Genomic DNA, 12778 nt, shown 5'->3' with positions numbered 1-12778 from the left:
CCCTCACGTGCGTTCCACCAGCGGCAGCGAGCGCAGGCCGCGCTCCAGGTGCCACTGCAGGAGGGCGGCGACCAGGCCGCTGCCCTCCCGACGGTTGGTCCCCTGACTGGCCTCGGCCGCAGCCCAGTCCCCGGTCAGCAGGGAGTCCAGCAGCCCGATGGTGACCGGGCTGGGCATCTGGGAGCCGGTGGGCCGGCAGGACGGGCAGACCATCCCGCCGCCGGGGACCGAGAAGTGCCGGTGCGGCCCGGGTTCGGCGCACCGGGCGCAGTCGGCCAGCGCGGGCTCCCAGCCGGCCACCGACATGGCGCGCAGCAGGAAGGCGTCCAGCACCAGACCGGGCGGGTGCGCCCGGTCGGCCAGCGAGCGCAGCGCCCCGATGACCAGCAGGAACATCCGGAGCGAGGGCTCCTTCTCCTCCGCGGTCAGCCGGTCGGCGGTCTCCAGCACGGCGGTGCCGGCGGTGTAGCAGGGGTAGTCCCCCACGATCCGCGGACCGTAGGAGTGCAGCGACTCGGCCTGGCTGACGATGTCCAGGTTCCGGCCGGTGTAGAGCTGCAGGTCGACGTGGCTGAAGGGCTCCAGCCGGGCGCCGAACTTGCTCTTGGTGCGGCGGACGCCCTTGGCCACGGCGCGCACCTTGCCGGTGCGGCGGGTGAGCACGGTGACGATCCGGTCGGCCTCCCCGAGCTTCTGCACCCGGAGGACGACCCCCTCGTCGCGGTAGAGCGCCTGCGGTGTCGTGGACACTCAGTAGCCCAGTCGGTTGAGCTTCTTCGGGTCGTCCTGCCACTCCCCCAGCACGGTCACGTGCAGGTCCAGGTGCACCCGGCCGCCGAGCAGGTGCTCCAGGCCCACCCGCGCCTCGGAGCCGATCGCCTTGATCGTGGTCCCGCCCTTGCCCAGCAGCATCGGCTTCTGGCTGGCCCGCTCGACGTGCAGCAGCACGTGCAGCTCGGTGAACACGGCCTCGGGGTCGCGCGGGTCGGGCTTGCGGATGATCTCCTCGACACTGACGGCCAGGGAGTGCGGGACCTCCTGGCGCACCTTCTCCAGCGCGGCCTCACGGACCAGCTCGGCGATCTGGCGCTCGACGTCCTCGTCGGTCAGCTGGTCCTCGGGGTACAGCGCGGGGCCCTCGGGGAGCATCCCGATCAGCAGCCCGGCCAGCAGCTCGACCTGGTCACCGGCCACCGCGCTCACCGGGACGATGTCGCGGGCCTCGACGAGCTCCGACGCCGCCACCAGCTGGCTGGTGATCGCCTTCTTGGACGCCACGTCGGTCTTGGTCACCACCAGCACGACCGGGGTGCTGACGTTCTTGAGCTGGCGGGCGATGAAGGCGTCACCGGCGCCGACCGGCTGGTCGGCCGGGATGCAGAACAGGATCACGTCGACGTCGGCCAGGGTGTCCCGCACGACGTCGTTGAGCCGCTGGCCCAGCAGGCTCTTGGGCTTGTGCAGACCGGGGGTGTCGACCAGCACCAACTGCCCCTCGGGGCGGTGCACGACCCCCCGGATGGCGTGCCGGGTGGTCTGCGGGCGGTTGCTGACGATGCCGACCTTGTCGCCCACCAGGGCGTTGGTGAGCGTGGTCTTGCCCGCGTTGGGGCGGCCGACGAGGGCGACGAAGCCACTGCGGTGCGGCGGGGCGGGGGTGCTCACGCGACCAGTCTCCCACCGGCCACCGACGTTCCCCGCCGGTGCGCCGTCCCGGGCCTGGGACGATGGGCACATGGCCCGCCGACAGCGACGAGAGAACGACGAGCCACCCGCGGTCCGGGCCGCCCGGGACCGGGAGCGGCACGTCAGCCAGGTGACCAGCTACGGCTTCCTCGCCCGCCGCGGCCCCAAGCGCTCCACGACCGTGCAACCGGCCCCGCTGCGCTACTGGCAGTACAACCCGGTGAGCCCGACGGTGGCCGCGCTGGCGGTGGTCGTCGTCGCCGTGTGGCTGGGGGTGCTGGCGCTCATCGACGGCCCGGCCGCCGCCCGGGACGAGGCCCCGCTGGCCGTCGGGCTGGGCCTGCTGGTCCTGGTGCTGGCCACCAGCCGGTTCACCGTGTCCGACCACGGACTGTCCGGGGACATCGCCGGCATCCGGCAGACCTCCTCGTTCGGGATCGTGCCCCTGGTGCTGGTCGAGGACGTCGCGGTGGCCCCCGCGCCGGCGGACTGGCCGCGGGCCAAGCGGCGCGGCGGCTGGTGGCCCGGGCGCACCCGGGTCGTCGTCCGGCACCTGGGCGGCGACGGGGTCGCCGACAAGGCCTTCAGCGTCTGGGTCCGGGACGCCGACGGGTTCGCCGACGCCCTGGACCGCCCGCTCAGCTGAGCGTCGACACCAGGACGCCGTCGGGCCCGGCCAGGTGGACCGGGGCCGCGGCGGCCAGGTCGCGCACCGCGGCGAGCCCGGCCGGCTCGACCTCGCCGTCCGCACTGACCACGGCGGCGGCCTCCAGGCCCTCCACCCCGCTGCTGACGGCGGCGGCGACGGCGGCCTGCAAGGCCGACAGCCGCATCGAGGGCAACGACACGGTCGCGGCCAGGTACGTGCGGCCGTCGGTGTCCCGCACGGCGGCCCCCTCCGGGGCCCCGGTGCGGCCCCGGGCCGACCGGGCCAGGGTGACCAGCTTGGCGTCCTCGGGTTGCAGGTCGGGTGCGCTCACGGTCGGTCAGCCTGCCACGGCGGAGGGCTGGTCGGCCCGGGCGGTCTGCGCGGCGTCGTCGGGGTCGGGGGTGTCGACGTCGGTGCCCTGCGGCACGCGGGTCACCAGCAGGGTGTCCACCCGGTTGCGGCGGCCCCCGGTGGACTCGGCCAGCAGGTGCAGCTCGCCGACCACGGTCTCCGAGCCCTCGATGGGCACCCGGCCGATCTCCCGGGCCAGCAGGCCGCCGACGGTCTCGACGTCGTCGTCCTCGGGCAGCTGGACCTTGAACAGGTCGGCGAGGTCCTCCACCGGCAGCCGCGCGGTCACCCGGTAGGCGCCGTCGGGCAGCTCCTCGACCGGCGGGCGCTGCACGGTGTCGTGCTCGTCGTCGATCTCGCCGACGATCTCCTCGAGGATGTCCTCGATGGTCAGCAGCCCGGCGAAGCCGCCGTACTCGTCGACGACGACGGCCATGTGGATCCGGCGGGCCTGCATGTCGCGCAGCAGCACGTCCACGGGCTTGGACTCGGGCACGAACGCCGCCGGGCGCATCAGGTCCTCGACCTTGATCCGGCTGACGTCCTGGTCGCCCTGGGTCCGTCGGACCAGGTCCTTGAGGTACACGACGCCGACGACGTCGTCGACGTTCTCCCCGATGACCGGGATGCGGCTGAACCCGCTGCGCAGGGCCAGCGCGAGCGCCTGGCGCAGGGTCTTGGTGCGCTCGATGTAGACGACGTCGGGGCGCGGCACCATGACCTCGCGGGCGATGGTGTCGCCCAGCTCGAACACCGAGTGGATCATCGCCCGCTCGCCGGACTCCACGACGCCGCGTTCCTCGGCCATGTCGACCAGCTCGCGCAGCTCGACCTCGGTGGAGAACGGGCCCTCGCGGAAGCCCCGGCCGGGGGTGATGGCGTTGCCCAGCAGGATCAGCAGGGTGGAGACCGGGCCGAGCAGGCGGCCCAGCAGCCGGGTGAGCCCCGCCGTCCGCAGGGCCACCGGGTAGGCGTGCTGGCGGCCCAGGGTGCGCGGGCCCACCCCGATGAGCACGTAGCTGACCACCGTCATGACCGCGGCCGCGGTGACCACCCCGCCGCCCACCCCGTCGAAGACGACGAAGAGGATGACCGCGATCAGCACCGCCGCGGTCATCTCGCAGGCGATCCGCAGCAGGAGCAGCAGCGAGACGTGCCGGGCGCGGTCGTCGACCACGGCGAGCAGCGCGTCGGCGTTGCGGGCGCCGTCGCGGCGCATCTCCTCCACGCGGGCACGGGAGATCCCGGCCAGCGCGGAGTCGATCGCGGCGAAGACCCCGGCCACCGGGACCAGCAGGACGGCGATCACCAGCAGGGTGACCGCGGTGGAGCTCATCGTCCGTCGGTCTCCACGGGCGCGCCGGTCACCTGGTCCCGTGGGACGGCGCGGAAGCCCTCCAGCAGCGAGGACTGGAGACCGAACATCTCCTTCTCCTCCTCGGGCTCCATGTGGTCGTAGCCCAGCAGGTGGAGCACGCCGTGGGTGGCCAGCAGGAGGAGCTCGTCGTCCATGCTGTGGCCGGCGGCGCGGGCCTGGCGGATCGCCACGGCCGGGCACAGCACGACGTCACCGAGCAGCTCGGGGCCCGGGTCGGGGTCGTCGGGCCGGGCGGTGTCCAGCTCGTCCATCGGGAAGGCCAGCACGTCGGTGGGGCCCTTCTCGCCCATCCACCGCTCGTGCAGGCTGGCCATGTAGTCCACGTCCACGCACAGCACCGACAGCTCGGCGAGCGGGCTGACGTCCAGCTCGCCCAGCACGTAGCGGCAGATGCCGGTCAGCGACGTCTCGTCGACGGCGATCTCGGACTCGTTGGCGACCTCGACGGCCACGGTCAGCTGCCCTTCTGCCGGCGCGGGCCGGGGTTGTGCACGGCGGGGCGGGTGGCTTGGGCGGTGTCCCAGCGCTCGTAGGCGTCGACGATGTCCCCGACCAGGCGGTGCCGGACGACGTCGGAACTGGTGAGCAGGGAGAAGTGCACGTCGTCGATCCCGGTGAGGATCTCCCGGACCACCCGCAGGCCCGACTGGGCGCCGCCGGGCAGGTCGACCTGGGTGACGTCGCCGGTGACGACCATCTTGGAGCCGAAGCCGAGCCGGGTGAGGAACATCTTCATCTGCTCGGCGGTGGTGTTCTGCGCCTCGTCGAGGATGACGAACGCGCTGTTGAGCGTGCGGCCGCGCATGTAGGCCAGCGGGGCCACCTCGATCGTGCCCGAGGCCATCAGCCGCGGGATCGACTCCGGGTCGACCATGTCGTGCAGCGCGTCGTACAGCGGCCGCAGGTAGGGGTCGATCTTCTCGCTGAGCGTGCCGGGCAGGAAGCCCAGCCGCTCGCCGGCCTCGACCGCGGGGCGGGTGAGGATGATCCGGTCGACCTGCTTGGTCTGCAGCGCCTGCACGGCCTTGGCCATCGCCAGGTAGGTCTTGCCGGTGCCGGCGGGGCCGATGCCGAAGACCACCGTGTGCTGGTCGATGGCGTCGACGTAGTGCTTCTGGTTCAGCGTCTTGGGCCGGATCGTCCGCCCGCGACGGTTGAGGATGTCCAGGCTGAGGACCTCGGCGGGCCGCTCGCTGCCCCCGGACCGCAGCATCCCCACGACCCGGCGCACCGAGTCCGGGCGCAGCGCCTGGCCGGTGCGCACCAGGGCGATGAGCTCGTCGAACACCCGGACGGCGAAGGCGTTGTCGGCCGCCTGCCCGGTCAGCGTGATCTCGTTGCCCCGCACGTGGACGTCGGCGGAGAGCTCGGTCTCCACCAGGCGCAGGAGCTCGTCCCCGGATCCCAGCAGGGACACCATGGAGACCGACTCGGGGACCGTGATCGAGGTGCGGACGGGCTCGGTGCCTGCCTCGGCGGCGGGGGCCGTCACCGCGGTGCCGGCGTCACCCAGGCCCGCGGCGCGGGCCGAGGCCTCTCGGGACGCGCTGGCACCGGGCTGGGCGCCCGCGACGGGCGGGGAGCTCGGTGAGGTGTCGGGCAAGAACGCTCGACCCTGCCTTCCTGCGACGGGGGTGGGACGTCTCCCAGCCTACGCGCAGCGCACCCGCCCGGCGCCCGGTTTCCCCAGGCGGGGTCAGCGCCCTCGGTGCCGGGCCCTCCCCGGGCCCTCGCTGAGGAAGGAGGCCACGGCGGCGCGCAGGTCCTCGCTGTCGAACAGCGCACCGGACACCTCGGGGACCACGGCGTCCGCGGCCCGGACCCCCTGCCGTGCGCTGGTCGCCACGAGGGTCTTGGTCGCCGCGTGCGCCAGGGTGGGCCCGGCGGCCACCTGCCGCGCGAGTGCGAGCGCGGCCTCGGTGAACCCCTCCGCGGGCAGCACCCGGCTCACCACGCCCCACTCCTGCAGGGTCCGGGCCGGGTACCGCTCGCCGGTGAAGACCAGCTCCTTGGCCCGCGCGGTCCCCGCCCGCTCGGCCAGCCGCTGCGGCCCGCCCATCGACGGGGTCAGGCCGACGACGATCTCCACCAGCCCGAACGACGCCTGCTCGGTGGCCACCAGCAGGTCGCAGGCCAGGGCCAGCTCGAACGCCGCGGTCAGGGTCAGCCCGTGCGCGGCGAAGACGGTGGGCACCGGCAGGTCCTCCAGGGTCTGCACGGTGCGCAACAACCGCGCCCACAGGGCCCCGCCCACGGCGGCGGCGTCGGGCCCCTCGGCGATCTCGCCGAACAGCGCGACGTCCACGCCACCGGAGACCACCCGGCCCTCGGCGCGCACCAGGACCGCCCGCACCCGGTCCTCCCGGGCCGGGTCGGTCAGCTCGGCCAGCTCGGCGACCCGGGCCTCCAGGGCGTCGAAGACGGCCGCGTCGAAGAGGTTGAGGGGCGAGGCGTCGACCACCAGCACGGCGACGTCGCCGTCGCGCTCGATCCGGACGGGGGCTGCACTGCTCTCGGTCACCACCCCATGCTCCCAGCCGTGCCGATCCGCCGTCCGTCGGCGAAAGCGCAGGTAGGCGGCGTGCAGCAACGAGTTAGGGCAGGCTAGCTTTGCCGCCGCGGCCCACCAGGGGCCGCCGGAGAGGTGGACACATGCGCTCGTACTGGAGCCCCCGACGGACCGCGGTGCTGGCCGCCGGCACCCTCGTCCTGGCCGTCGCCGGCTGCGGCGAGGCCACCGACGACACCGGGACGGCGGCCGCCGCGCCCGCGTCCACGTGCGAGGCCGGCACGGTCGCCTACGGCGAGACCGACCCCGAGGTCGAGGCCAGCACGGTCGACGACGAGGCGCTGGTCGTCTACTCCGGCCGCGACGAGGAGCTCGTCGCCCCGGTGCTGGAGCAGTTCACCGAGGAGACCGGCATCGAGGTCTCGGTGCGGTACGGCTCGACGTCCTCCATCACCGCGCAGCTGCTGGAGGAGGGCGCCGACAGCCCCGCCGACGTCGTGCTGCTGCAGGACGCCGGCGCGCTGGGCGCGCTGGCCGACGCCGACTGCCTGGCCGAGCTGCCCGAGGAGACCGTCGGGCAGACCTTCGCCGAGTACGCCGACGACGACCGCCGCTGGGTGCCGCTGACCGGCCGCGCGCGCGTGGTGCTCTACGACCCGCAGCAGGTCGCCGAGACCGACCTGCCGGCCGACACCGCGGCCCTGGTCGACCCGGCCTACGCCGGCCAGGTCGCCATCGCCCCGGGCAACGCCTCCTTCCAGGCTTTCGTCACCGCGATGCGGGTGCTGGAGGACGACGCCACCGCCGAGGGGTTCCTGCAGGGCCTCGTCGACGGCGCGGCACCGGTCTACGACGGCAACGGCGCGATCCTGGACGCCGTGGAGGCCGGTGAGGTCCCGATGGGCCTGGTCAACCACTACTACTGGTTCGAGCAGGCCGCCGAGGTCGGCGCCGACGCGATGCGCTCCCAGCTGCACTACCTGCGCGACGGGCAGGCCGGCTCGCTGGTCAACGTCAGCGGGTCCGGGGTGGTCAGCTCCTCCGACCGCGCCGAGGACGGCCTGACGCTGGTGGACTTCCTGCTCAGCACCCAGGCGCAGGAGTACTTCGCCCAGGAGACCTACGAGTACCCGATGGTCTCCGGCGTGCCGGTGGCCGACCAGCTGCCCTCGCTGGAGGACCTCGACGCCCCGACCATCGACTTGGACGACCTGGCGTCGCTGTCGGTCACGCTGCAGATGATCACCGCCTCGGGGCTGGCCTGATCGACACCGCAGGGGCGCCGGTCCACCCGGGCCGGCGCTCCTGGACGGTGACACCGCTGACCGCTGCGGCCGTGCTGGCCGCGGCGGTCAGCGCCGTCCCGCTGGTCTACCTGGGGATCGCCCTGGCCGGGCTGGACGCCGGGCAGGTCGCCGAGGTGCTGCTGCAGCCGCGCACCCGCCAGCTGCTCGCCACCACCCTGCTGCTGGCCGGCACGGTCACCACCGCCTCGGTGCTGCTGGGCCTGGCCACCGCCTACGTCCTACACGCCTTCGACTTCCCCGGCCGGCGGGTGTTCGCCGTGCTGGCCGGGCTGCCGCTGGCCGTGCCGTCCTACGTGGCCGCCTACACGTGGGTGGCCCTCACGCCCGCGGTGGCGGGGCCCGCCGGGGCCGCGATGGTCCTGACGCTGTGCTGCCACCCCTACGTGCACCTGCTGGCCGGCAGCGCGCTGCGCGGGCTGGACCCCGGGCTCGCCGAGGTCGCCCGGGCCACCGGCCGGCGGCCCCTCGGCGTCTTCTGCACCGTCACGGTCCGCCAGCTGAGGCCCGCACTGGCCGCCGGGGGCCTGCTGGTGGCGACCTACGTGCTGGCCGACTTCGGCTCGGTGTCGATCCTGCGGGTGACCACCCTGACCCGGGCGATCGCGGTCTCCCTGGAGAACAGCTTCGGCCGGCTCGTCCCGGTCACCCTCTCGCTGCTGCTGGTCGTCGTCTCCGCACTCGTCGTCACCGGCGAGCTGCGCAGCCGGGGCCGCGCCCGGTACGCCCGCACCGGCAGCGGGGCCCGCCGCCGGGCGCCCCGGGTCCGACTCGCCCCGCTGTCCGCTGCCGCCGTCGTCACCGGCCTCGGGGCGCTCGCCGCGGCGGCGCTCGGCGTCCCGGTGGTCAGCCTGGCCCGCTGGCTCGCCGTGGGGACGTCGGCGACCTTCGACCCGGCGCGGCTGTGGGACACCGCGACGTCCACGCTGCTGCTGGCCTCCGGTGGCGCCCTCCTCACCGTGGCCCTGGCGCTGCCCATCGGGGTGGTCGCCGGACGGTCCTCGGGCCGGCTGGCGCGGGCCCTGGAGGGCGCGAGCTGGCTGTCGCACACCGTGCCCGGCATCGTGGTCGCGCTGTCCCTGGTCTACCTGACGCTGCGGGTGGCACCGGCGGCCTACCTGACGGCGCCGGTGCTGGTGCTGGCCTACGCCGTCCTCTTCCTGCCGCTGGCGGTCGGCGCGGTGCGGACGGCGGTCGCGCAGTCCCCGCCCGCCCTGGAGGAGGTGGCCCGCTCGCTGGGCCGCCGGCCCTGGCAGGTGCTGCGCGAGGTGACCCTGCCGCTGGCCGCCCCGGGCGTGCTGACCGGGGCACTGCTGGTCTTCCTGTCCTGCGTCAAGGAACTGACGGCGACCCTCGTGCTGCACCCGACCGGGACGGAGACGCTGGCGATGCGACTGTGGAGCTCGACGACGTCGGGCCAGTACGCGGCGGCGGCGCCCTACGCCGCGCTGATCGTGGTGCTCGCCGCGGTGCCCGCGCACCTGCTGCAGCGCGAGCGGGGCGCCCGGTGACCGCGTCCAGCCCCAGCACCCACGCCCTCGACGTCGCCGACGTGACGGTCCGCTTCGGTGCCGTCGCGGCGCTGGACGGCGTCTCGCTGACCGTGCCGACGGGGTCGTTCACCGCCCTGCTGGGCCCCTCGGGCTGCGGCAAGACCACCCTGCTGCGGGTGGTCGCGGGCTTCCTGACGCCCACGTCGGGCCGGGTGACGATCGCCGGCCGCCCGGTGGCCGGGCACGGTCACCGGGTCGCCCCGGACCGGCGCGGCGTGGGGGTCGTGCCGCAGGACGGCTCGCTGTTCCCGCACCTGGACGTGCGGGCGAACGTGGCGTTCGGCCTGCCGCGCGCCCGCCGCCGGGACGGCCGCGCCGACGAGCTGCTGGACCTGTTGGGCCTGGGCGCGATGGGCGCCCGGATGCCGCACGAGCTCTCCGGCGGGCAGCAGCAGCGGGTGGCGCTGGCCCGGGCGCTGGCACCCCGGCCCGCCCTGGTGCTGCTGGACGAGCCGTTCAGCGCGCTGGACGCCGGGCTGCGCGTCGCGGTGCGGGACGACGTCCGGGCCGCGGTGGCCGCCGACGGTGCCACCGCCCTGCTGGTCACCCACGACCAGGAGGAGGCGCTGTCGACCGCGGACCGGGTGGCCGTGCTCCGGGCCGGCCGACTGGTCCAGGCGGGCACGCCTCGCGAGCTCTACCGCTCCCCGGTCGACGCCGAGCTGGCCGGCTTCCTGGGCACCGCGGTGCTGCTGCCGGGCACGGTCACCGGGCACTCGGCCGTGGAGACCCCGCTGGGCCGGCACGAGCTCGACGTCCCGGGGCGGCCCGGCAGCGAGGTCGAGGTGCTGGTGCGCCCCGAGGACCTGCGGGCAGGGGACGGCGACGGGACGGGCACGGCCGGCGTCGTGGAGGGCGTGCGGTTCAGCGGGCCGGACACCGTGCTCACCGTGCGGGTGGCGGGCCTGGGTCTGGTCGCCGTCCGCGAGCGGAGCATCCCCCGCCGGCCCGGTGACCGGGTGCGGCTGCAGGTGCACGGCCCGGTCCGGGCCTGGCCCCGCCGGACCTGAGCCCGGGCCGGTGACCGGACCGGCCGTGACGGGTCAGCCGGGCGGCCAGGCCAGGTCGCGACCGCCGAGCACGTGCAGGTGCACGTGGTGCACGGTCTGGCCGGCGGCCGGACCGGTGTTGGCGACCAGCCGGTAGCCCGGCTCCGGGCCGTCCTCGGTGGCGAGGCCCTCCTGCACGGCGACGGCGTGCGCGGCCGCGACGACCTCGGCCAGCAGGGTCGGGTCCGCGCCCACCAACAGCCCGGCCGTGGCGTGGTGGTCCTTCGGGATCACCAGCACGTGCGTGGGGGCCTGCGGGGCGATGTCTCGGAAGGCGAACGTGCGCTCGGTCTCGTGGACGACGTCGGCCGGGATGTCCCCGGCGACCATCGCGCAGAACAGGCAGTCGGTCATGGCCGCGACCCTAGGGCCGTCCTGCCGCCCGCTCAGCTCCAGCGGGTGCGGGCGGCCAGCGCCGCCAGCGCCGCGGCACCGGCGGTCGACGTCCGCAGCACCTCGGCACCCAGCCGGACCGAGACGGCACCGGCGGCACGGAAGGCGACGACCTCGCCGTCGGTCAGCCCGCCCTCGGGCCCGACGATGACGGCGATGACACCGGTGGCCGGCACCTCCAGCACCGAGAAGGGACGGCGGGCCTGCTCGTGCAGCACCACCGACAGGTCGGTGTCGCCCAGCAGGCCGCAGACCTGGCGGGTGCTCATCGGGTCGGTGACTTCGGGGACCCGGGGACGGCGGGCCTGCTTGCTGGCCGCCCGGGCCGCCGAGCGCCACTTGGCCAGGCCCTTGTCCACCCGGTCCTCGCGCCACTTGGTGACGCAGCGCGCAGCGGTCCACGGCACGACCCGGTCCACGCCCAGCTCGGTCGCCAGCTCGACGGCCAACGGGCCCCGGTCGCCCTTGGGCAGCGCCTGCACGAGCACCAGCTCGGGCTCGGGGGCGGGCACCTCGTGGCGCGCGGTCACCCGGACCCGCAGGCCGCCGGGGCCGGCCGCGGTGACCTCGCCCTCCAGCAGGGTGCCCTCGCCGTCCCCGACCCGGACGCGCTCGCCGGGGGCCAGCCGCAGCACGTCGACGGCGTGCCGGCCCTCACCGCCGTCGACGAGCACCTCGGGGCCCTCGGGCAGCGTGTCGAGCAGGAACAGCGGGGTGCCGTCCAGCGGCGGTGCGGTGGTGTCGGTGACGACCTCGGCCACGCCGCTCAGCGCCCGTTGAAGGCGTCGCGGACCCGGGAGAACAGGCCGTTGTGCTGGGCCCGGCTGGCCTCGGGGTGGTCCTCCCCGCGGACGGCGGCGAGCTTGCGCAGCAGCTCCTCCTGCTCGTCGTCCAGACGGGTGGGGGTCTGCACGTCGATGTGCACCATCAGGTTGCCGCGGCCGGTGGCCCGCAGCCGGGGGGCACCGTGCGCGCGCAGGGTGAGCACGCTGCCGGACTGGGTGCCGGCCTTGACCTGCAGCGGCTCGTCGCCGTCCAGGGTCTTCAGCGTCAGCGTGGTGCCCAGCGCGGCCGCGGTCATCGGCAGGGTGACCCGGCAGTGCAGGTCCTCGCCGTCCCGGGTGAAGACGTCGTGCGGGCGCTCGTGCACCTCGACGTACAGGTCACCGGCCGGCCCGCCGCCGGGGCCGACCTCGCCGTGCCCGGACAGCCGGATGCGCATGCCGTCCTCGACGCCGGCGGGGATCTTCACCGGGATGGTGCGGCGGGCCCGCACGCGGCCGTCGCCGGCGCACTGCGGGCACGGCTCGGGGATGACCTGGCCGGTGCCGGCGCAGGTGGGGCAGGGACGCGAGGCGACGACCTGGCCGAGGAACGAGCGCTGCACGCTCTGCACCTCGCCGCGGCCGTTGCAGGTGCTGCACTGGGTCGGGTGGGTGCCCGGGGCGGTGCCGGCGCCGGTGCACATGGTGCACAGCACGGCGGTGTCCACGGTGATGTCGGTCGTCGTCCCGAAGACGGTCTCGTCCAGGTCCAGCTCGACGCGGATCAGCGCGTCGCCGCCGGCCCGCGTGCGGCTGCGCGGCCCTCGGGTGGCCCCGCCGCCACCGAAGAAGGCGTCCATGATGTCGCCCAGGCCGCCGAAGCCGGCCCCGCCGCCGAAGGGGTTGCCGCCCCCGCCGCCACCGGTCTCGAACGGGTCGCCGCCCAGGTCGACGATGCGCCGCTTGTCCGGGTCGGTGAGCGCCTCGTAGGCCCGGCTGACCTGCTGGAACTCCTCCTTGGCCCCGGGGTCGGGGTTGACGTCGGGGTGCAGGTCGCGGGCCTTGCGGCGGTAGGCGCGCTTGATGTCGGTGTCGGTGGCCCCCTGGGCCAGCCCGAGCACGCCGTAGTAGTCCGTTGCCAT

Annotated in this window: 14 protein-coding genes; 4 read left to right on the top strand and 10 right to left on the bottom strand. The window is 75.0% G+C overall.

All coding sequences use genetic code 11. The features are described from left to right. Positions 1–3 precede the first annotated feature (3 nt). Positions 4–750, bottom strand: coding sequence for a DNA repair protein RecO (recO, locus tag AC0IVP_RS09740; RefSeq protein ID WP_056297560.1), 747 nt, complete (start codon positions 748–750; stop codon positions 4–6). Continuing rightward, on the bottom strand, positions 751–1665 hold the full coding sequence (gene era, locus AC0IVP_RS09735; RefSeq protein WP_056297555.1) for a GTPase Era: 915 nt from the start codon (positions 1663–1665) through the stop codon (positions 751–753). It lies immediately after the preceding gene. 70 nt (positions 1666–1735) lie between these two features. Here era and AC0IVP_RS09730 point away from each other — a divergent pair, with 70 nt between their 5' ends. Then, positions 1736–2332 (top strand): hypothetical protein, encoded by a 597-nt coding sequence (locus tag AC0IVP_RS09730; protein ID WP_056297552.1) that lies wholly within the window; start codon positions 1736–1738, stop codon positions 2330–2332. On the opposite strand, the gene AC0IVP_RS09725 is transcribed toward AC0IVP_RS09730, so the two are convergent. From AC0IVP_RS09725 to AC0IVP_RS09705, 5 genes are all read right to left on the bottom strand, one after another. Further along, a complete protein-coding gene (locus AC0IVP_RS09725; RefSeq protein ID WP_471756258.1) occupies positions 2325–2666 on the bottom strand; it encodes a cytidine deaminase in 342 nt (113 codons plus the stop codon). The genes AC0IVP_RS09730 and AC0IVP_RS09725 overlap by 8 nt on opposite strands. A gap of 6 nt (positions 2667–2672) precedes the next feature. Further along, positions 2673–4022, bottom strand: coding sequence for a hemolysin family protein (locus tag AC0IVP_RS09720; protein WP_056297547.1), 1350 nt, complete (start codon positions 4020–4022; stop codon positions 2673–2675). Beyond that, positions 4019–4516 carry an rRNA maturation RNase YbeY gene (gene ybeY / locus AC0IVP_RS09715; RefSeq protein WP_471756256.1) on the bottom strand — a complete coding sequence of 166 codons (498 nt, stop codon included), beginning with the start codon at positions 4514–4516 and terminating at the stop codon, positions 4019–4021. Before ybeY ends, AC0IVP_RS09720 begins: the two co-directional genes overlap by 4 nt. 2 nt (positions 4517–4518) lie before the next feature. After that, positions 4519–5667: a PhoH family protein gene (locus AC0IVP_RS09710; RefSeq protein WP_235564864.1), complete on the bottom strand. Its 1149-nt coding sequence runs from the start codon at positions 5665–5667 to the stop codon at positions 4519–4521. 93 nt (positions 5668–5760) lie between these two features. Beyond that, positions 5761–6585 carry an enoyl-CoA hydratase/isomerase family protein gene (locus AC0IVP_RS09705; protein ID WP_471756254.1) on the bottom strand — a complete coding sequence of 275 codons (825 nt, stop codon included), beginning with the start codon at positions 6583–6585 and terminating at the stop codon, positions 5761–5763. A gap of 131 nt (positions 6586–6716) precedes the next feature. Between AC0IVP_RS09705 and AC0IVP_RS09700 the strand changes: the two genes are divergently transcribed. From AC0IVP_RS09700 to AC0IVP_RS09690, 3 genes are read left to right on the top strand one after another with little or no spacing between them, the layout of a single operon-like run. Continuing rightward, a complete protein-coding gene (locus tag AC0IVP_RS09700; protein ID WP_471756252.1) occupies positions 6717–7838 on the top strand; it encodes an extracellular solute-binding protein in 1122 nt (373 codons plus the stop codon). 47 nt (positions 7839–7885) lie between these two features. Further along, positions 7886–9388 carry an ABC transporter permease gene (locus tag AC0IVP_RS09695; RefSeq protein ID WP_471756250.1) on the top strand — a complete coding sequence of 501 codons (1503 nt, stop codon included), beginning with the start codon at positions 7886–7888 and terminating at the stop codon, positions 9386–9388. Then, positions 9385–10440 (top strand): ABC transporter ATP-binding protein, encoded by a 1056-nt coding sequence (locus AC0IVP_RS09690; RefSeq protein ID WP_471756248.1) that lies wholly within the window; start codon positions 9385–9387, stop codon positions 10438–10440. Before AC0IVP_RS09695 ends, AC0IVP_RS09690 begins: the two co-directional genes overlap by 4 nt. A gap of 33 nt (positions 10441–10473) precedes the next feature. Here the strand turns inward: AC0IVP_RS09690 and AC0IVP_RS09685 are convergent, their stop codons facing one another. The 3 genes from AC0IVP_RS09685 to dnaJ are packed head-to-tail and all read right to left on the bottom strand — an operon-like array spanning position 10474 to position 12778. Beyond that, complete coding sequence (locus tag AC0IVP_RS09685) at positions 10474–10833, bottom strand: HIT domain-containing protein (protein WP_056297535.1); 360 nt, start codon at positions 10831–10833, stop codon at positions 10474–10476. A gap of 32 nt (positions 10834–10865) precedes the next feature. Then, positions 10866–11633, bottom strand: coding sequence for a 16S rRNA (uracil(1498)-N(3))-methyltransferase (locus AC0IVP_RS09680; protein WP_082557034.1), 768 nt, complete (start codon positions 11631–11633; stop codon positions 10866–10868). A 5-nt stretch (positions 11634–11638) separates the two neighbouring features. Continuing rightward, on the bottom strand, positions 11639–12778 hold the full coding sequence (dnaJ, locus tag AC0IVP_RS09675; protein WP_471756246.1) for a molecular chaperone DnaJ: 1140 nt from the start codon (positions 12776–12778) through the stop codon (positions 11639–11641).

It is taken from the genome of Klenkia sp. AC732, assembly GCF_979256525.1.
This window is presented reverse-complemented; position numbering and strand designations above follow the sequence as displayed.